Source organism: Paenibacillus sp. TAB_01 (assembly GCF_043945595.1).
GTDB lineage: Bacteria > Bacillota > Bacilli > Paenibacillales > NBRC-103111 > Paenibacillus_S.
On the sequence record NZ_JBIFNP010000001.1, the window covers coordinates 2,697,757 to 2,718,786 of the forward strand.

General features: G+C 51.8%; 13 protein-coding genes and 1 pseudogene. All 14 read left to right on the forward strand.

The genetic code is table 11. The features are described from left to right. Positions 1 to 34: 34 nt before the first annotated feature. The 14 genes and pseudogenes from ACHHV8_RS13080 to ACHHV8_RS13145 all read left to right on the forward strand — a co-directional run bounded on the left by ACHHV8_RS13080 (position 35) and on the right by ACHHV8_RS13145 (position 20,660). Complete coding sequence (locus ACHHV8_RS13080) at positions 35 to 1,207, forward strand: mandelate racemase/muconate lactonizing enzyme family protein (protein WP_395158645.1); 1,173 nt, start codon at positions 35 to 37, stop codon at positions 1,205 to 1,207. A 300-nt stretch (positions 1,208 to 1,507) separates the two neighbouring features. After that, entirely contained in the window at positions 1,508 to 2,890 is a 1,383-nt protein-coding gene (locus ACHHV8_RS13085; RefSeq protein WP_395158646.1) for an ABC transporter substrate-binding protein, read from the forward strand. Between the two features lie 52 nt (positions 2,891 to 2,942). Then, a complete protein-coding gene (locus tag ACHHV8_RS13090) occupies positions 2,943 to 4,751 on the forward strand; it encodes a cache domain-containing sensor histidine kinase (RefSeq protein WP_395158647.1) in 1,809 nt (602 codons plus the stop codon). Beyond that, positions 4,748 to 6,346 (forward strand): response regulator, encoded by a 1,599-nt coding sequence (locus ACHHV8_RS13095; RefSeq protein WP_395158648.1) that lies wholly within the window; start codon positions 4,748 to 4,750, stop codon positions 6,344 to 6,346. The genes ACHHV8_RS13090 and ACHHV8_RS13095 overlap by 4 nt, the downstream gene beginning before the upstream one ends. Before the next feature lie 300 nt (positions 6,347 to 6,646). After that, on the forward strand, positions 6,647 to 8,026 hold the full coding sequence (locus ACHHV8_RS13100; RefSeq protein ID WP_395158649.1) for an ABC transporter substrate-binding protein: 1,380 nt from the start codon (positions 6,647 to 6,649) through the stop codon (positions 8,024 to 8,026). 22 nt (positions 8,027 to 8,048) lie between these two features. Continuing rightward, positions 8,049 to 8,372, forward strand: coding sequence for a carbohydrate ABC transporter permease (locus ACHHV8_RS13105; protein ID WP_395158650.1), 324 nt, complete (start codon positions 8,049 to 8,051; stop codon positions 8,370 to 8,372). Further along, entirely contained in the window at positions 8,285 to 8,989 is a 705-nt protein-coding gene (locus ACHHV8_RS13110) for a carbohydrate ABC transporter permease (RefSeq protein ID WP_395158651.1), read from the forward strand. The genes ACHHV8_RS13105 and ACHHV8_RS13110 overlap by 88 nt, the downstream gene beginning before the upstream one ends. Positions 8,990 to 9,099: 110 nt before the next feature. Then, a complete protein-coding gene (locus tag ACHHV8_RS13115; protein ID WP_395158652.1) occupies positions 9,100 to 9,837 on the forward strand; it encodes a carbohydrate ABC transporter permease in 738 nt (245 codons plus the stop codon). 40 nt (positions 9,838 to 9,877) lie between these two features. Beyond that, positions 9,878 to 12,529 carry a hypothetical protein gene (locus ACHHV8_RS13120; RefSeq protein ID WP_395158653.1) on the forward strand — a complete coding sequence of 884 codons (2,652 nt, stop codon included), beginning with the start codon at positions 9,878 to 9,880 and terminating at the stop codon, positions 12,527 to 12,529. A gap of 91 nt (positions 12,530 to 12,620) precedes the next feature. Further along, positions 12,621 to 13,679 (forward strand): amidohydrolase family protein, encoded by a 1,059-nt coding sequence (locus ACHHV8_RS13125; protein ID WP_395158654.1) that lies wholly within the window; start codon positions 12,621 to 12,623, stop codon positions 13,677 to 13,679. A gap of 17 nt (positions 13,680 to 13,696) precedes the next feature. Further along, positions 13,697 to 14,092 (forward strand): Rieske (2Fe-2S) protein, encoded by a 396-nt coding sequence (locus tag ACHHV8_RS13130; protein WP_395158655.1) that lies wholly within the window; start codon positions 13,697 to 13,699, stop codon positions 14,090 to 14,092. 24 nt (positions 14,093 to 14,116) lie between these two features. Continuing rightward, complete coding sequence (locus ACHHV8_RS13135; RefSeq protein WP_395158656.1) at positions 14,117 to 16,867, forward strand: hypothetical protein; 2,751 nt, start codon at positions 14,117 to 14,119, stop codon at positions 16,865 to 16,867. An 18-nt stretch (positions 16,868 to 16,885) separates the two neighbouring features. Continuing rightward, positions 16,886 to 18,153 (forward strand): annotated as a pseudogene (larA, locus tag ACHHV8_RS13140) (nickel-dependent lactate racemase). Between the two features lie 167 nt (positions 18,154 to 18,320). Continuing rightward, a complete protein-coding gene (locus tag ACHHV8_RS13145) occupies positions 18,321 to 20,660 on the forward strand; it encodes a helix-turn-helix domain-containing protein (RefSeq protein ID WP_395158657.1) in 2,340 nt (779 codons plus the stop codon). Positions 20,661 to 21,030 lie beyond the last annotated feature (370 nt).

Below are 21,030 nucleotides of genomic sequence, written 5' to 3' on the forward strand. Positions count from 1 at the left end.
ATCATTTTTTGGGAATAAAAGGAGGCGCTTTCATATGACAAGGGATGCTGAATCGACCATTCAGGAAGTCAGAATCATCGAAATAGCCGATCATAACCAGCAAAATGAACACAGGTACGTGGAAATTGTGTGCTACGACGGATTAACGGGGCATGCCGGTCCTTTGGACGGGCAGTATCAGTTTCTTGCCGTTAAAAACCGGCTTCATGTATTTAACCAATTTCTTGCAAAACGCAGCATTTTTGATCCCGAAATCGAGTTTGCTTCCTTATGGGATGCCGTCTATCCGGAGCATCCGCTAACTTCGTACGAGCACGGCAAAGACCCACTGACCGGTGACAACATTTGGCGTTCGCACCGGACGTCCAGACATTCCGCAACGGGGGAAATCATTACGGCCTTCAGCGCAATCGATATCGCCATATGGGATTTGCGCGGCAAGGCGAGCGGCAAGCCGGTACATCAGCTGCTGCAGGGCGGGCGCACCGAGCTCGACGCTTACGTCAGCTGCATGGGAAGCAAAACGCCTCAAGAGGCGCTGGACAAGGCAGTTCCTTGGTATGAGAAAGGCTTCAAGCGGCATAAATGCTTCCTGCCCCACAGGCCGGTAGAAGCAGCGGGAGTCAAGAACAATCTCAACATCATGGAAGCGCTTCGCCGGACTTTGCCGCAGGACGCGCAGGTGATGTATGACCTAAGCCGGTTAAGCGATCAGCTGGACGACCCGTCCACTAGAAAGCGAAGACTGTCCTGGCTGAACGAGCAGGTTAAAGAAATGCTCCCTTACCGCCCGGTTTGGATCGAGGAGCCGGTGTCCCCGGACGATATTGAAGGCTATGAGAGCATTAAACAAGCCAATCCAACGGCGGTGCTGGCCGGTGGAGAGCACCTTTATACCCGGTGGAGCCTGAAGCCGTATCTGGATAAAGGACTGCTGGATTATGTTCAATGCGATCCGGAATGGTGCGGCGGCATTTCCGAATCGATCGCCATCTGCAAGATGGTTGAAACCTCCTATCCTAACGTCAAGGTAGTTCCGCACGGTCATATGGTTCTGGCAGCGGCGCAGATTGTAGCCGCCCAGTCCGAAGCCTTATCTCCGTTTACGGAATATTTATATCAGGTCATTCCCGACCGAAACCGTTATTTCAAATATGCGCCCGAACCGGTGAACGGGATTCTGACTGTACCTCAAGACCCCGGGTAGCGACCGGCGCTGGACAGTTCCAAATATAATATCATCCGAATTTATAAGGATGAGGAATAAGAGTAAATGAAACGGCCAGACTCGGACTTTTGTCCGAGTTTCTGCCGTTTTACGCGGCTCGAAGACAATACCGCCGCCCGTCAAAAAAGTACAGATGTTCATACAAATTCGTGATGAATCTGCACCTTGACCTATGATACAATAAGGTTGTACGTACCATTTCATTCCAATCTTACTCGATGAGATAAACAGCAGACGAAAGCGGATCGATTCTTCTCAAGGGAAAGGGAGTTTGCGACCATGAATCTTAAACCAGTTACCCTTCTGGCAGCAAGCGTTCTGATAATGTTCCTTTTCGAAACTGCATGTTCCTCGGACGAGAAGCTGGCTGACCAGCATGAACCGGCAGCTGCTCGAAATAAAGTGAAAATTGATGTTTGGCATTGGACGGCAGAATCCGGCATGAAGCCGGCGTTTGAAGCGTTTAATAAGTCGCATCCCAATACTGAAGCGGTCTTTCATCAGTTTCCGAACACCTCCAATATTCCTTCCAAAGTGAATTCTTTTCTTATTTCCGGCGAATCCATTGATGTTACCGCCCAGTTCAGTCCGGATGACCTTAGGGAGAGGGTGAAAAATAATTTGTATTTGCCTCTCGACGATTTTCTAGAAGAAAACCATATCGATTATGAACTAACCTTCGGCAAGGCCCTTACCGATTTAACCCGAATCAACGGGCATTATTACAGCATTCCTTACGGGGTCAATAGATTTGCCGTGTTTTATAATAAACAATTGTTCGATGAAGCGCATGTCCCTTATCCGAAAGCGGATTGGACCTGGCAGGATTTTATGAAAACCGCCAAGCTTTTAACCAAGGGGGAGGGCCCGGATAAAATATACGGCTCCGTCATTTATCCGCTCGACACGACCATCGGCTGGAGCACGCTAGCCATTCAAACGCTCGGTCTAAACGGGATGTATAAGAACGATCATGAAACGAATTTTGACCATCCCAGCTATAAGCAAAGTCTCCAGTTTTTTATCGATATGCAGAATAGGGACGAATCCATCATGCCTTTAACCGAATTTCCCGCGCAGAAGCTGGACATAGGGACGAATCGGACCAGTTTATTTTTCAAAGGCAAATTCGCGATGTTTATTGAACCGATTTATAATATATGGAGAAGCCGTCTTCCTGAATATAAACATGATTTCCAAATGGGGGTCGTGCAAATGCCAAGGCTTGACGCTCATGCTCCTACGGTTTCCCCGATCACCTTCAGCGACATGAGTATTCCGAGAAGCAGCAAGCATCCGAAGGAAGCGTTTGAGTTCATCCGATTTTATTGCCTGATCCGCCCGGATGAGACGGTGGCGCCCAAAGGGATGATGCCTGCGGCCGCACTGTCCGATCCCCAGGTCGTTCAATCGGTAGACCAATTGATTTACAGTGCGCCTGGAGTGGATGAACTGGAAGCCAAGCAGGTGTTCGAAGATCCTAATACGCGGTATGTGACCCCGGAGACGACCATTACGGTCGCCAAGAAGGAAATATTGCAGGTGATCAACGAGGATGTAACTAAGGCATTTCTCGGAGAATGGAGTGTGGATGAGGCATTGCGGGATATGAAACAGCGGTCCGACGCATGGATTGCTTCCAAAATCCAGCAGCACGATTAGCCATTTTTGAATGCGCTATCAAAACGTGCTGCGCAGAAATTCGGTGATTCAAATGAATTTAAGAGATTGGCTGGGCATCAAAAGCAGCATCCATCGTAAAATTTTTATCTCGTTTATGCTGGTCATGCTGCTGCCGACGACGTTTATTAGCGTAAGCACCTATTATTTCTCTATTGATTTGCTGAAGCGCAAAGTGAGCGAATCCTTCCTGGATAATCTGGCCTACAACAAGAACATCATCAGTATGGAGTTTAAGCAATTCGAGCAAATCGCTGATTATATTCTATATAATTCGGATATTCAGAAGGTGCTTTCGCCCAATTTCAAATCGCGCTCCATTCAAGGCTATTATGATCTGCAAGGGGCGCAGCAATCGCTCAACAATTTTACTATGCAGGCTTTTGCCGTTTCCAATGTGGCTTCCATTCAAATTTTCGGAGACAACGGCATCATTCTGTTTACCGGCGCTTCCAGCGATATTTATCCGGATGACGAGAAGTTCAAGGAAATGATCTGGTACCGGCAGGCGGTTCAGACGGATCAGCCTCAGTTTTGGTTCGGAACGCCGAACGAAGACTCCGACGGGGCGAATGGGCCGGGAAACGGATATAATCCGTCGATGATCAAGACCTTTCGGAACAGCGCTACGCTGGAGAAGCTCGGAGTGATCTACATAAAGATCAGAAGCGATTTGTTCGACAGCTTGTTCGAAGACAGCAATATGAAGAAAGCCGGGAAGTTCGTCATTCTTGATGACAACGGGCAAATCGTGTACCATCCCGATAAAACGATGCTGCTGAACGCGTTTCCAGGCCTGGATAAATTGAGAGAACAAAAGGGAGACCACGGTTCCTTCATTACCCAAGACGGGCAGCTGATGGTTTATTACCACATTGAACGCTACGGCTGGTGGCTGACAGACAGCATCCCTCTCAGCGAGCTTCTGAAAGACAATAAAATTATATTCAATATTACGATTGCAGTCGTATTGATTTGTTTTATATTGTCCGGGATTATTTGGTATTTCGTTGCGTCCGGCATTGTCCGCCCGATTAAGAAGCTTGCCTTCGTCATGCGAAGCGTCAAAGAAGACGGATTGGCCGTTAAATCCGAATATACGGGCAAAGACGAAATCGGTCTGTTAAGCTCCAGCTTCAATTACATGATCGAGAAAATTCAAGAGCTGATCTCCAGGATGGTCGAAGAGCAGACGAAGAAAAAGGATATGGAGTACCAGTCGCTGCAGGCCCAAATTAACCCCCATTTTCTGTATAACACACTCAATTCCATCCGCTGGATGGCTATGATTCAAAAGGCGGACAACATCAAAGAAATGGTCGAGGCGCTCGGCCGTCTGCTTGCGAACAGCACCAGCAAAAGCGAGGCCATGATTACGATTGAAGAGGAACTGGCTATCGTCAAGGATTACATCAAAATTCAAGAGGTCAAATACTCGGACAAATTTCATGTCGATTTTGATATAGACCCGAAATTGCTTCAGGCCAAGTGCGTGAAGTTTATTTTACAGCCATTTATAGAGAATGCCATTTTCCACGGGATTGAGCCGAAAAGCGGTACCGGCTGCATTCGCATCCAAATGAAGCTGAACGGCAGTGTGGCGGAAATCACGGTATTTGACGATGGAGTAGGGATGGATGTAGAGCAGATCATGGGCCAGGGGCATGCCGGGGGGAATGGCCGGCGCTTTAATGGAATAGGGATAAAGAATGTCGATGAACGGCTGCGTTTGACCTACGGAGATAAGTACGGCGTTACTCTGCAAAGTGTAAAAGGGCAATTCACGTCCGTAACGATCCGATTCCCAATAGATGCAGATTTGGAGACAGGAGGACCCCGATGATTAGTGTGATGATTGCAGATGATGAGACGCTGGCAAGGGTTGGCTTGAAAACGTTGGTTCCTTGGGAGAAATGCGGATTTAATCTGGTCGCCGAGGCGGAAAACGGCAAGGTCGCGATGGACTTAGCCCTGCAGCTAAAGCCGGATATTATTATTACCGATATCAAGATGCCGCTGTTAAACGGGGTGGAGCTGATCTCCGCTTTGCGTGAGCAGCTCAAGGAAACGAAATTCATCGTGCTAAGCTCTTACGGCGACTTCGATTATGTGAAGGAGGCGATGCGGATCGGGGCCGAGGACTATATTTTGAAGCTGGAAATGGAGCCGGAGCCGTTTGCCGAGCTGCTTAACAAAGTCAAAGGGAAGATTGAAGCCGAACGAAGCCGGCACAAGGAGGAGCGCGCGGACGAATGGTACAAGAGGCGAAATTTGCCTGCCTTGCGGGAGAAGCTGTTCCAGGATCTGCTGTTCAGCTACTATATCAATGAGGAAGAGGTCCGAGCGCAGTTCGATTATCTGGATATCCAGCTTCATGCCGAAAAGCTGGTATGCTTGTTAGTTCGCGTGGAAAACAGGGAGTTATATGAGAAATACGATGTGGACGACAGGTATGTGCTGACCTATGGCGTCACAAATATGATCGAAGAAATTTTGCAGAATTATCCTCCCGCTTATGTAACCTGTACCAATTCCATGGAGTTCGCCATCATTCACTCTATTGAAGCCGATTCCGAGATTGAAGCGAGGTACACTGCCGAGAAATTAGCCATTCATGTGGAGAATGCTTTAAAAACTTTTCTGAACTTTAAATGCCGAGTCGGCATCAGCGAGGTGTTCGGCCGTCTGCATAAGCTGAAAACCGCCTACCGCCAGGCAAGCACCGCGCTGGATCAAGGGTTTTCGGAGCTGAAGCGCACTATTCATCATTATCAGCGGCAATTTGATGCCAGCCACACGGTTGGCTTCGAAGCGGAGTTTAAACAAATCGAGAAGGCATTTCATGTGCTCGACGGAGAGATGCTGACGGAGGCCTTCGACCAATTCGTCCGAAAAATCGATGACAGCCGATTTAACAAATCGGAGGATTCGCTGCGCGGCATCTGCTGGTCGCTGACTTTTATGGTGACGATCTGGGAAAAGGAATTTACCGGCGAGGACTTGGATACGACCGTTCGCATGTCAAGCTTGGAGCAGTTTCGTACCTTGGACGATTACCGCAACTGGATTCTGGAGCTGAGAGACAGGGTCATATCGCTGCTGCATCAAATTGACGACGGAAACAACATTGCAGTCCGCGCCAAAAAATATATGCTGGAAAATTACGATAAGGATATTTCCTTAAAGTCGGTTTCTCAATATCTTAATATTACGCCGAATTACCTGAGCTCATTATTTAAACGCACCATGAATGAAAATTTTATTGATTTTCTTATCCATGCCCGGATCGAGCAGGCCAAGCATTTGTTAAAAAACAGCAGCAGTAAAGTGTATGAGATCGGCATGAAGGTAGGCTATCCGGATGCGTATTATTTCAGTAAAATTTTCAAAAAAGTAACCGGATTGACGCCGCAAGAATACCGGAATTGTCAGAAATGAAGCAGCCCGCACCCACTCCTCCAATGCTTAAATGTATGTATACGCAAATAAAAGCGCTTTCCGGATTTTACGGACGGCGCTTTTATTTTGTGCATACCACAATGTGTAAAAAACACAACAGATCGTGAATAAAGACAATGCCCGGAGGTGACGTTCCCAGCTGCTGCGGAATGGGCCTATGGGAATGCTTGTATTCTGTAATATAAAACAAAGAATGCCCCAAGAAATCACATGTTAACTAGCTCATCCGCTTTCTATAATAAGCTATGAACACCAAATGATAACTATAGGGGAGTGAATATGTTGAAAAATTCTGCTTTTAGAAAAGTAAAACGTTATTTAGTACCGCTGACGCTTACCGCCAGCACGATTGCAGCAGCGGGGTGCCAGAGTCAAGAGGCAGGGACGGCTGCCAAGCCATCCGATGCAGCGCCGGGACAGACCGTACTGAATGTGTACAGCTGGACGGTCGAGGAGAGCATGAAGCCGTTTTTCGAGGCTTTCGAAAAGAAGTATCCGAACATCAAAGTGAAATACACGAAGATGGCGGATTCCGTCCCTGCTACCGCGAATGCACTGCTGACCTCCGGAGAACCGATCGACGTCATCCCGCAAGCTTCGGTTGACGATATGAGGGTCCGGGCCACAAGCGGGATGTACGAGCCGCTGGATGATTATTTGAAAAAAGACAATCTGGACTATAAACAGGTGTTCGGCGATTCCATTAATGATTTGGAAACGGTAAACGGCAAGCACTATGCGCTTCCCTACAGCATGGCAACCTATGGCCTGTACTACAATAAAGCGATGTTCGATAAGGCCGGCATACCATATCCGACGGATGACTGGACATGGGACGATCTGAGGGCGGCGGCGCTGAAATTGACTTCAGGCAGCGGCGCCAACAAAATTTACGGCTTCTTGCCGGATTACACCGGTCAGTGGGCGTTCCCTGCCATACAGCAGCTGGGCCTCAATTATGTATACAAAAACAACGGCCAGGAATCGAACTGGGACGATCCTGCATTCTTGAAATCGCTGCAATACTTTTACGATATGGAAATGAAGGATAAATCGGCATGGCCGCTTTCGGAGTATAAGGCGCTGAAGATCGATACCAATCCGCATGCCATCTTCATGCAGGGTAAAGCGGCGATGTATATTCAGCCGTCGTTTATCGTCAAGTACAGCTCGCAGGAATCGTACGGCTTCACCAACTTTGAATATGGCGTAGCCAACATCCCTAAAGTGAAAAAAGAAGACGGCTTGAGCAACGTGTACTATTTAAGCGATTTCAGTATTCCGGCCAGTGCGCCTAATAAAGAAGCGGCCTGGACGTTCCTTAAGTTCTACTGCCTGGAGGCGCCGGAAATCTTCGCTCAGTCCAAGGCGATGACGCCTGCCAATCTGTCCTCGATGAACCCTGCCGTGAAAGCCAAGGTAGGTAAAATCATTTTCGACTACCCGCACTTTGATCAGCCGACGGGGATGAAAACCTTCATTGATAACAAAATGGCGCTGACTCCTTACTTGACCACGATCAATACGGCAAAGGCTGAAATCATGGATATGGTGAAAACGGAAATCACGTCGTGCCTGCTGGGCAATCAAACCCCGGCGGAAACCGTCGCCAAGCTGAAAAAGCAGGCCGATGAGCTGATTAAAAAAGCAGGAAAATAGGAGATCTGTGGAGGAATGCCCGATGGAACTGGCCAAGAAAAGCTCATCAATGGCGCTGAAACCGAAGCGGAAGATCAGAAAGGACATTCTGCATGAAAATATAGCCGGCTGGCTGTTTCTTTCGCTGAATTTAATCGGCTACATTGTGTTCAAATTAATTCCGATTATCCTGTCGCTGATTTTCAGCTTTTGCAGCTGGAATCTGGTGTCAGGAATCAAAGGAATTAAATTTATCGGTCTGAAAAACTACATCGACTTGTGGACGGACGACGTATTCATCAAGTCCCTAATCAATACCATTGTTTACGCAGCGGTGACGGTCCCTGCTCCGTATTCCTGGCCCTGATCCTTGCCGTCATCTTGAATGACAAAATCTTCTGTAAAAGCTTGGTAAGGTTGGGCTTTTATTTACCCAATATCGCCTCCATGGTTGCGATATCCGTGGTGTGGAGCATTCTGTACATGCCCACCTTCGGTCCGATCAATATGTTTCTGACATCGATCGGGGTCGAGCATCCGCCGGGCTGGCTGTCGTCCTCCCAATGGGCGATGATCTCAATTATCATCATGAGTGTCTGGCAGGCGGTCGGCTACAACGCCGTCATTCTGCTGGCCGGACTGCAGAGTGTCCCGGGCACCTTGTACGAATCGGCGGAAATCGACGGTGCGGGACCGCTGCGCAAATTTTTCCAGATTACGATTCCGATGCTGTCTCCAACCTTGTTTTTCGTAACGGTCATCTCCATCATCGGGTCGTTTCAGGTGTTCACCCAGGTCAATGTTATGACACAGGGAGGACCCGGTACCTCTACGTCGGTGCTGGTCTACTATATCTATAAAGCTGCATTTACGTACAACAAGATCGGATATGCCAACGCCATCGGCTGGGTGCTGTTCGTTCTGGTCTTCATCTTCACGGCGCTGCAGTGGAAGTTTTCCAATAAGGACTCGCACGTCAACTAGAGGGAAAGGAGGGGCCCTATGAACGCAAGGTCTTTCAAATTAGCGCAAAAAACAATATTAACGGTCATCATGCTCATACTTTCCTTGATTTCCGTTATGCCGTTTTTTGGATGCTGTCCGCATCCTTTAAGCCGACCGCGGATGTGTTCGAATTTCCGATCCGCTGGATACCGAAAGTGGCTACGTTTGATAATTATGTCACCGTATGGTTTGCACGGTTCCAAACATATTTCATGAACTCGGTCAAGGTTTCCGTCGTCAGTGTCCTCGGCGAGGTCATTACGAGCGCGCTTGCGGGATATGCTTTTGCAAAAATCAAGTTTAAGGGCAGGGAGCCTGCTTTCGTTATCTACATCGCTACGCTGATGTTTCCGCACCAGATGCTCCTGGTTCCGAGATTCGTCCTGTATCGTTTGATGGGATTGTACAACAGCCTGTGGGCATTGATGCTGCCCGGGATATTCAGCGCTTTCGGCACCTTCTTATTCAGGCAGTTTTTCACCACGATACCGGATGAGCTGATCGAGGCGGCCAAACTGGACGGCTGCAACCATTTTAAAACGTTTACAAGAATCATTCTTCCATTATCCATGCCGGTAGTATCGACGCTTGTCATTTTCTCGTTTGTCGGATCGTGGAACAATTATGAGAATGCGCTGGTTTTCTTAAGCAATAAGGACAAGTTCACCATTCCGCTCGGACTTCTGCAATTTCAAACCGAGGAGCAGACGAATTACGGCGCTATTATGGCGGCATCCGTTTTATCCCTGCTGCCGATCTTTGTGATCTTCTTGAGCCTGCAAAAATATTTTATTGAAGGCATCGCTACTTCCGGACTGAAAGGATAGCCGTCACGATAGGCATATACACAATTGGAGGAGATAAACCGTGTCAAATGCAAATCAATCGAGCAAGTCGCCGGAGCTTATTATTGTACAGGATCAGCAAACTGCGCTGGCTTCGGAGCCTTCGGTCCAATGGGCAAGGCAAACCTTGATCGACACGCTGGAAAGCCGCGGGGTGGCCGCTGCGCTGGAGCAAGAGGAGGGCAAGCGTGCCGACAAAGTGCAAATTATCGTTTCGGGGAACGATTCTCCGGTCGCCACAGCTTATGCCAATAAGCTTGGCGCTGCTTTGCCGGAGGAAGCGGAGTCGCTGGCGATCCTTGCCACCGAAGGGAGCATCATGCTCACGGCGCCAGATGGACGCGGGCTTGTGTACGCTCTTCTGGAGCTGACGGACCGGATCCGGCATGCGTCCGGCGACCTCATCGGCGAACTGCTGGATGTCCAGACGCTTATCGATAAGCCGGCCAATGAGATTCGCAGCGTGACCCGCTTGTTCGCCTGCGAGCCGGAGGATAAGCCGTGGTTTTACGACAAGTCGTTCTGGGACGAATATTTGACGGAGCTGGCGACGCAGCGGTTTAACCGGTTCACGCTTTCTTTAGGCATGGGGTACGATTACGGCCACGATCCGGACGTGCGCGACAATTATTTTTGCTTCGCATATCCGTTCTTGTTCGAGGTGCCGGGCCATGAGGTGAAGGTTCTCGAGCTGTCCGAGGAGGAAAGAAGCCGGAACTTTGAAACGCTCCGTTATATCGGCCAGGAAACGAAGCGGCGGGGGATGCATTTTCAGCTCGGGCTGTGGAACCATTCGTACATATTTACGGACAGTCCGAACATGGATTACACGATCGCCGGGATCGACGAGAAGAACCACGCCCCTTATTGCCGCGATGCGATCAGCATGCTGTTAAGGGAGTTTACGGAGATCGACGGCTTAACCTTCCGCGTCCATTATGAAGGCGGCATTCCGGAGCCTGCTTACGAGTTTTGGCGCGTTGCGCTGGCAGGCACGAAGGACATCGGCCGCCGGGTAGAAATCGATATGCATGCGAAGGGCATTAATGACGAGCTGATCCAGATCGCATTGGACACGAATCAGCCGATCTTCATTTCGCCGAAATATTGGGCGGAGCATATGGGCCCGAGCTACCATCAGGCGGCCATCCGGGATAACGAATTCTCGCCGCCGAAGAATCAGACGATGAATATGCAGGCCATTACCGCCCATTCGCGCCGGTTTACGCGGTACGGTTATGCGGATTATTTGCAGGACGACCGCAAAATCGGCATTTTGTTCCGATTGTGGCCGGGCACCCAGAAGCTGCTGCTGTGGGGAGATCCCGCGCTGGCCGCCGGCTATGGACGCTATTCCCACTTTAGCGGGACGCAAGGCATCGAGCTGTGCGAGCCGCTTACGTTCAAGGGCCGTAAAGGCTCCGGCGTGGAGGGAGGACGGGAGCCTTATCTCGACGAGGCGCTGAAGCTGCCGAACCGGGATTGGCTGAAGTACAAATATACGTACCGGCTGTGGGGCCGGCTGCTCTATAACCCGGAAGCGAAGCCTGACGTATGGCGCAGATATTTGCGCTTCGAATTCGGCGAGGCCGCAGACAGCTACGAATCGGCGCTGGCGCATGCGAGCCGCATCCTGCCCCTGCTTACCGCAGCCTACTGCCCATCCGCTGCCAACGTGGTGTACTGGCCGGAAATGCATACCAGCCAGCCGATTGCCGATCCGGACCTGCCGTCGCCGTTTGGCTTCGATACGCCGAGACCGGGAACGTTTGGCGCCGCAAGCCCGCTGGATACCGCCTTGTTTTACCGGATTGACGATTTTGCCGACGATATTATTCAAGGCTTCCGTCAGGGCAAATATTCTCCGCTTGAGACGGCGGATCGCCTGGAGTCGATGGCGGCGGCGGCCGCACACTATTTGTCCCAAGCCGAAGAGCTGGCCGTCGACCCGCAAGCGGCGAATTTTCAACGGTTTGCAATCGATACCCGCATGCTGATCCAGATCGGCCAGTTTTTCACGAACAAATTCCGGGCGGCGTTAAGCTACGCTTTGTCGGAGCGGACCGGGGACACAGATCAGCTGGAACGGGCGCTGGATCTTTACAAGCTGGCCAGGGAGCACTGGGTGAAGCTTGCCGCGATCGCTCAGGAGCATTATAAGCCGGATATTGCGTTCGGTTACACCCAGCCGGTCAGAGGACACTGGGCGGACCGGCTGTCGGCGATCGATGCGGATATCCAGGCGATGGAGCAACAGCTGCAGGCAGCCCGGTCGGACGCTAGCCGGACGGTAGATAATGCAAAGCTGCAGGCCGCCTTGAAAGTGCTGGCAGCCTCCCCGGCCGACCGCAGACAGCTGTATGTGCATCGGGCGCCAACGCATTTCACCAAAGGCGAAAAGCTCGGCGTGCAGCTTGAGCTGCCGGGCGCGTCCGACGGCTTGAAGGTGGTGCTGCACTACCGGCACGCCAACCAGAGCGAGCATTACGTCGCCACGGAAATGAAGCGGGACGGCGTGAGCTTTGCCGCCGAAATTCCGGCAGCTTATACGAAGTCGCCTTTCGGCATTATCTATTTCTTTGAGGTCGTGGAAAGTGACGGCGGAGCCCGGCATTATCCCGGCTTGAACGAGGACATTTCGAATCAGCCGTATTATTTTGTCCAAAGCCGTTAATCCGATGGTGCAAGCTTCGCAGTACGAAGGTGCTGCGAAGCTTCTCATGACCATTCATGCAGCACTTTAACTCATCGCGGGAGGGATTCAAGTGAGTTCGAAGCAAGCGACAGGCAAGAAAGGCATTATCGACTGTGACGTGCATGTCTATCCTAAATCAAGAGAAGAGCTTAACAAGTATTTGCCTCAGCCCTGGAGAGACTGGTATCGTCCGCTGACCCGAGCCTACGGCAACATTCAGGGGAACCGCGCGGATGCCAAGCCGCCGAACGGCGGAGGGCCGGGAACCGATCCTGATTTTTTGCGGGAGCAGCTGATTAACGAGTATGGAATCGATTACGCGATTCTGCTGCCACGCGCTATGCTGAACAACCTGCCGGACCCCGACATGGCTTCCGCGGTAGCTGCCGCCTATAACGACTGGCTCGCCGATACGTGGCTGGATAAATACAATCATGACGGCGTATTCAAAGGCTCGCTGTATATTGCGACCCAGGACCCTCAAGGAGCGGCCAAGGAGATCGAGCGCTGGGCAGGCCACCCGCATTTCGTGCAGGTGATGACCGATTCCGGGGCAACCGCGCCCTTCGGCCAGCGGCAGTATTATCCGATCTACGAAGCATGTGAAAAGTACGGCTTTCCTCTGGCGATTCATCCCGGTACGGATGGAATGGGCATCAACCATCAGCCTACGCCGGGGCATCCTACGCGCTACATCGAGTTTCACACCTGCTTGTCGCTTGCCTTCCAGGCACATCTGGTCAGCTTCTTGACCGAAGGGGTGTTTGTGAAATTCCCCAAATTCAAAATCGCGCTCGTCGAAGGAGGCGTCTCCTGGCTTGCGCCGTTAATGTGGCGGCTGGATGCGGAATACAAGGGACTCCGCTATGAAGTGCCATGGCTTGAAAAGCGGCCGAGCGAATTTTTGCGGGACCATGTGCGCATTACAAGCCAGCCGATCGAACGGCCGGATGACGACAAATATTTGTTCGCGATGCTGGAAGCGATGGATGCCGAGCATATTTTAATGTTTGCCAGCGATTATCCGCACTGGGACTTCGACTCGCCGCGAAGGGCGTTTCCGAAGCTTCCGGACGAGCTTCACCGGCGAATCTTTTACGAGAATGCGAAGGAATTTTATAACCTTTAAACGGAGGGCTGCCGATCATGGAGCGATTCGTAGTATGTAAAACGACTGAAATGCAGCCGGGGGAACGAAGAATCGTTCAAGTCGGCGGAAGGTCCATCGGCGTATTTAACGCCAACGGGGAATATTACGCTCTGCGCAACAGCTGTCCGCATCAGGGAGCTCCCTTGTGTGTGGGAAGACTGACGGGGACGACGCTGCCGTCGCAGCCGGGCAGCTACCGTTACGGGCGGGACGGTGAAATATTGGCCTGTCCGTGGCACGGGTGGGAGTTTGACGTGACCACGGGGAAATCGCTGTTCAATCCTCAACAATGCCTGGTCAAGAAATACGATGTGGCCGTAGAGCCGATGGAGGAAAGTCTTGAAACCTTCCCGGTGTCGGTAGAAGAAGGGCATGTCGTTCTGTATGCCTAAAACATAAGGAAGAGGTGTTGGGAGTTGACTGAGAACCAGCTTCCTGATGTCCGGATCTGGAGGGACCTGAGGGACGAAGCGGCCGCCACGGCGGAGAGCGAGTGGGCGGCCGGCTATCTGGCCGAGATGCTGAAGGCTAAACAGCTCGATGTCGTCGTATCGGATCGGCGCAGCGAAGGCCGCCCGGCTAAACTGAGCATTGTGCTGACGGGAAGAGGGGACGCCCTTGCCAAGAGCTTGGCGGAGCGGCAGGGCATCGAGCTGCCGGCTGCGGCGGAGGCGTTTGCCGTGCTCCGGGATACGGCTGAGCGCCAGCTTGTTGCCGTCGGCGCGGATGCCCGGGGCCTCGTGTATGCCGCCCTGGAATTGGCGGATAAGGTCAAGCATGCCGCCGATCCATTGGCGGCGCTGAGCTCGATGGGCTCCTTCGCGGAGCAGCCGGCTAATCCGGTACGCAGCGTGACCCGTTTGTTCAGCAGCGAAGCGGAGGATAAGGCGTGGTTCTACGACGAAGACTTCTGGGAGCCTTATTTGACGGAGCTGGCCACGCACCGGTTTAACCGGTTTACGCTCGGTACCGGAGCCGGGTACGATTACCTGATTGATAAAATCGTAGAGGATACGTACTTTTGTTTCATCTATCCGTATTTGCTGCAGGTTCCGGGGTATTCGGTTCACGTGGACGGACTCGCCGATACGGAAAGGGAGAAAAATCTCCGGATGCTGCAGTATATCGGGGAGCAAGCGAAGCGGCGCGGACTGACATTCCGGCTGGGGCTGTGGAATCATGCATACGATTACGGACCTGACAATACGAACACCAGGTATCAAATACACGGGCTGGACGCCTCCAACCATGCATTGTATTGCCGGGATGCCTTAAAGCTTCTGCTGCAGGCATGCCCGGCCATCGAGGGCATCACCTTCCGGGTGCATTTTGAAGGCGGGGTGCCGGAGCCGACACATGATTTCTGGCGCGCCGTCGTGGAGGGGATCCGGGATGCCGGACGTCCCGTCGAAGTGGATTTTCATGCCAAAGGCGTCAACGATGAGCTGGTCGATATCGCCTTGAACACAGGGATGCCGGTCGTACTTTCAACGAAATTCTGGGGAGAGCATTTGGGGCTCGCGTATCATCAAGCATCGATCCGCGACAGGGAGTTTTACCCCAAGCCGCTCGGGGCACGTTCCAAGTCGGCGCATTTCAGTATCGGAAATCCGAACCTGCAGCAGGGCGGGATGGATGTGACCTCCAAGCGAAGCTATACCCGTTATGGGTATGCCGATTATTACCGCGACGACCGCAAGTATGGAATCGTCCATCGGGTGTGGCCGGGAACCCAGCGGATCTTGACATGGGGCGATCCGGAGCTGGCGGCCGGTTATGGCCGCAGCGCGGGCTTTTGCGGATCGCTTGGCATGGAGTGGTTCGAGCCGCTTTCTTTTAAAGGCCGCAAAGGCTCGGGACATCCGGGCGGACGCGAGCTGTACGCGGACGAAGCATTGCAGCTGGGCGCTCGCGACTGGAGCAAGTTTTCTTATACTTACCGGCTGCTGGGGCGGCTTTCTTATGATCCGGAGGCTGATCCGGAGACGTGGAGAAGATATCTTCGCTCGGAGTTTCGGGATGCCGCTTCGGCATGTGAAGAAGCTATGGCTTATGCCAGCCGCATTCTGCCTTTGATCCTGACGGCCCATGCGCCGTCAGTCGCCAATAACGTCTATTGGCCCGAGATGTATGCCAACATGCCGTTGTATCGAAGAGGGGAACCGATACATAATCCGTATCAATCCTATGGGTATCCGTATAATTATGACTTCGATACTCCTGCGCCGCATACATTCGGTTCCGTCAGCCCGCTGGACCCTGTGCTCATATACGAGATTAACGAATTTGCGGACGATATTCTGCTAGAAAAGCGGAAAGGGAAATATTCGCCGCTCGACATAGCGGAGATGCTGGATGATTTGGCTGAGCGTGCCGAGCAGTCGCTGTCCGAAGCGCTGCAAAGAGTGCAGGAACACGGTGCCCCGCCATTCCGGCGATGGGCTGCCGATGTGCGGATCATGGCCGGCACCGGCCGGTTCTTTGCGCACAAATTTCGCGCAGGGGTCGCCTATGCCTTGTTTGAAAGAACAGGGGAGGCCGGCCTGTTAAAGGATGCCATAGACTACTATCATACCGCCCGGGAACGGTGGAAGCAGGTGATTGCCGCTTCTTCGGGCATCTATAACGAGGATTTGACCTTCGGGCGCGCTCATTATTCGCGCGGACACTGGTCCGACAGGCTGAGGGAGATCGACGAGGATATCCAGGCAATGGAACGCATCTACGAAGAGTTTCAAGCGGATCAGTCGGCGGAGGCTCGTACTCTTGACGCGATGCTGGCCGCCATGCCGCAAGGGCCGCGTCCCCAAGGCGTTCATGCTCCTGCAAGCTCCTTTATCAAGGGGCAGCCGATCGAGCTGCGGCTTACCTTTACAGGCGATGCCCGCGCGGATTCCATGACCTCCATGGCTTCCGTGGCTTCCGGGCTGCAAGTGCTGCTGCATTACCGTCATGTCAATCAAGCCGAATCGTATGCTGCTTTGGATATGGAGCGGCAGGGGGAGAGCTTTCAGGCTTCCATACCCGCAGCTTATACGATGTCACCGTATCCGGTTGCGTATTTTTTCGAGGTGAGAACGGCCGGCGGCGACGCGTGGCTGGTGCCCGGATTGGAAAAGAGCTTATCCAATCAGCCTTACTATGTCGTTCAGGCTGCGAAGGAATAAAAATAAGGATGGGAACGAATGAAAGCTTTGCTGCAATACGGGAAAGGTCAGCTTCAGGTAGAGGTACCGGATACGGCGACGGTCATTGAACCGGTTCATCTGAACGGACTGCCTGATGAGAAAGAGGCGGTGATGCATGCCCTGCGTCAGCCGATCGGCGCCGTCCGTCCGCTGCGCGACATGGTGAAACGGACGGATAAGGTGGCTATCGTCATCAGCGATATTACCCGCCCGACGCCGAACCATAAGCTGGTCCCTGGCTGCTTGAAGAGCTGGCTCATGTGCCGGCGGAGCAGTTCGTCATCATTAACGGTACGGGGACACACCGCGATCAAACACGCGAAGAGCTCGTGCAGATGCTGGGTGAGGATATCGTGAGCCGTGTGCGAGTCATCAATCACCATTGCCATGAAAAGTCGGAGCTCGTTAACCTGGGACGGTGCTCCTTCGGCTGCGATGTCTTTCTGAATAAGGAATACGTCGAGGCCGACTTCCGCATCGTAACCGGGTTTATCGAGCCGCATTTCTTCGCCGGATTTTCCGGCGGGCCCAAGGGAATCATGCCCGGTATTGCGGGTATTGAAACGATTATGACGTTCCATAACGCCCGGATGATCGGCGATCCTCTGGCCACTTGGGGCAATATGACGGGAAACCCGCTGCAGCGGATGGCCGGCGAGGTAAACCGTATGTGTCCGGTGGATTTCATACTGAACGTGACGCTGAATAAGGAGAAGGAGATTACCGGCGTCTTCGCGGGGGAATTGTTCGAGGCGCATGCGGCAGGCTGCGCATTTGTCAAGAACGATGCGATGGCTTCCGTGCCAACGCGTTTTGATGTGGTAATTACATCCAATTCCGGTTATCCGCTCGACCAGAACCTTTATCAGGCGGTGAAAGGAATCAGCGCCGCCCATAAAATCGTCAAGCAGGGCGGCGCCATTATTTGCGCGGCCGAATGCTCGGACGGCATTCCCCATCATGGCAATTATGCAGAGATTTTGCAGCTTCGGAAGACGCCGCAGGAAATTCTTCAGCTGATTAACGAAGGCGACTTTCAAAAGTTCGATCAATGGCAGGTGCAGAAGCAGGCGGTCGTCCAGGTATGGGCTGACGTGTACGTTCTGTCATCGCTTCCGGATGAGGACATCCGGAAAGCGATGTTTACGCCGGTGCACGACATTGAAGTGCTGCTCGGCAAGCTTCGGGAACGGTATGGCAGAGATATGAGCGTAGCGGTGCTGCCGCTGGGACCGTTAACCATCCCTTACGTACAAGGGGAATAAATTCAGGCTCGCGTGCCGGGCGTATGCTGTCAAAGGCTAGATTGAATTTTTGATAATAAACCATTGAGCGACCTCATAGCTGGTTTTTGGAGGGATAGACTGCCTTCAAATCTACCCCTGCGAGGCGCTCGTTTTTGTGTTCGGATCCAGAGGGAAGGAGGAGGTACATGGGATTCAAACTCACCGGGAGACGAGTATTCGGCAGCCGGACAGCGCTGCTTCACCGCATGATTCTGCTGACCTTGGCTGCTTCTATCCTGCCGACTTTACTTGTAGGCATCAGCAGCTATCATCTCTCCACTTCGACACTGCAGAATGAAATTAACCGCGCCCATGTTCAACTGCTGGAGAATACTTCGGCCAATATTGACCGCGACCTGCAAAATATTCAAGACAGCACGCTGCAGATGCTATTTCATCCTCTCTTTGCCAATGAAGCCTTACAGCGGGGACTTAAGGAAAATGAATTTGAATTTAACCTGCAGGTTTCACAGTTTTTTTCAACTTTTCAGTATAATCATAAGCTAATTATGGATATATCCATGTATATCAAAGACAATTATCTGCTTTCTTCCTCTTACGGCTTATTTAAGACGGCCCCGGTTTACGACCGCAACAGGCTGAACGATGCCATGGTTTCTCCGAAGGAGCTTCAATGGAGCAATACCGTATTTCACATTCGGGAGAACGATGAAGCGAAAGGGGTGACCTTCATCTGCAAGCTGCCTCTTCAAGCGCCCAATCCGATCGGCCTGATGCTGGTTCGGATCGATCAGAAGCTATTCCAGGATTCGCTTCAGCGTTCGACCGTTTATCCGGGACAGATGACGGTGATCGTAGACCAAGAAGGAGAAGCCGTAGCCGCTTCCTCCGCCTTTACTCTTCCTTCCGATCTGCTCGAAACGATTCGCCAAAAAAACCGGTCCGAGCACAAGCTCAATTACCATTGGAGCAACCGCGATTATTTGGTCACGACACTGACCTCTCCCTATACCGGCTGGCAGTATATCGACTTGATACCGATCCAGCAATTAAATGCCAAATCGGCGGGAATCGGTGTCATCACAGCCATGGTGCTCATTGTTGTGCTGCTGTTCGCCCTTGTTCTCACCTTTCTGGGGACGCAGTGGATTTACCGGCCCGTAGCCAACCTTATGAACTATTTAAAACGGGAGGCGTCCTTCGGCAATGAAACGGGAGAAGACGAAATCGATTATATGAAGCAAAGCTGGCTTGCTTTAAAGCATCAAACGAAACAGCTGCAGCATCAGCTATCCGCTCAACTGCCCATAATTCGCGAAGCGTTCGTTATGCAGATGCTGCAGGGACATTATCTGCATTATTCCCGGCAGGAGCTGGAGCATTTGTTCGTGCGTTACGGGCTGCCTTACCAAACCCGATTCGCAGTCTTTCTAATGACCTATGACAGAAGCGGTCCTGAGGAAGGGAAGTTTTTTGACCAAGACCGGGACCTCGTTGTTTTTGCAATGAAAAATATCGTCACGGATATGGTGCATTCGGATGACCGGGATTTTCTTGGGATGGCGGTCAATTGCTTGAACGATCAGGTAGCTGTGCTGCTCTGGCATGATGCACAAGCGGGAAACAAAGCCGATGATGAAACGATGGAGCTTTGGGAAGCTTCCGTGAAAGCATTCGTTGAAGAGCTCCGAAATCTATTAAGCGATTATTTGCGGCTGCCGGTCACAGCGGGGCTCGGAGCAGCAGCGAGCGAAATCGGCGATCTGCCGCAGGCCTACCGGCAAGCAGTGGCAGCGCTTACTTCGCGTCTCGTCGTCGGAGGAGAACAGGTCATAGCACCGGACAACGATTTCCTGAGGTCCAATGGAAGCTTCCGCTACCCGATCGAGCTGGAACGGCATTACGAGGAGTCTTTGAAGCAGGGGGATCTTCAGGAATCGGAACGGATGCTGCACGAGTTTTCGAAATATGTCATCGGTGCGACCCAGGTTGCCAAAATCATTCAAATGTCCTATACGCAGCTGCTCGGTACGACGATACGCACCATGTACCTGCTTGGCATTGAACCGGACTCCTTATTTAAAGGAGAAGAGCCTTATGAATACTTGCGCAGGTTTCAGAACATGGATGATTTAAACCGCTGGTTTGTACAGAGTCTGATTACGCCTATCGTGGGGTTCGTCAGCAATAAAACGCTGGTAGAGCACGAGCAGATTATCGACAAGGTGACCGCCTATATTCACGATCATTACCAAGAGGACATTTCCCAGGATCAGTGCGCGCGTAATTTTGGCATCAGCCGTACCCATCTCAGCAAGCTGTTCAAAAAATTCAAGCAGATTGCCTTCAGCGACTACTTAACACAGGTGCGGATGGAGAAGGCGAAAGAGCTGCTGCTTGCATCCGATATTCCAGTGGCGGACATTTCAGAAAAGGTGGGCTACCTGCATACGCAAAACTTTATCCGTGTATTTAAAAAGCTGGAAGGGATCACGCCGGGACAATTCCGTGAAGGACGCGGGTAGAGGAGCAGCAGGCAGAACGGCCCTCTTTACAGCTTGAGAGAAAGCAAGCCCCCGCTGTAAAGAGGTCACTGAAAAACTTACGGAGGGTACGGAAACGTTCTGTAGAAGCATAAGCGTTCGCCTTTGTCCCTGGATTTCAACCGCTACAAGCGGAATATAATCAGAGAAATCTAGGGACACAACGATCGGAAGAATGTTCCGTACTCGGAGCAATGAATTTTTCAGCGGCCTCGCTGTAAAGGGGGTTTTTGCTTGAACCACGCGAATACTCGTTTTGTGACCAGAGCCCGTGAAGTCACAGAATGAGCATGCACAATTGGCTTATTGAGAATTACCGGAGCCTTCCCTAGAATACAGATTGCCGGCATGC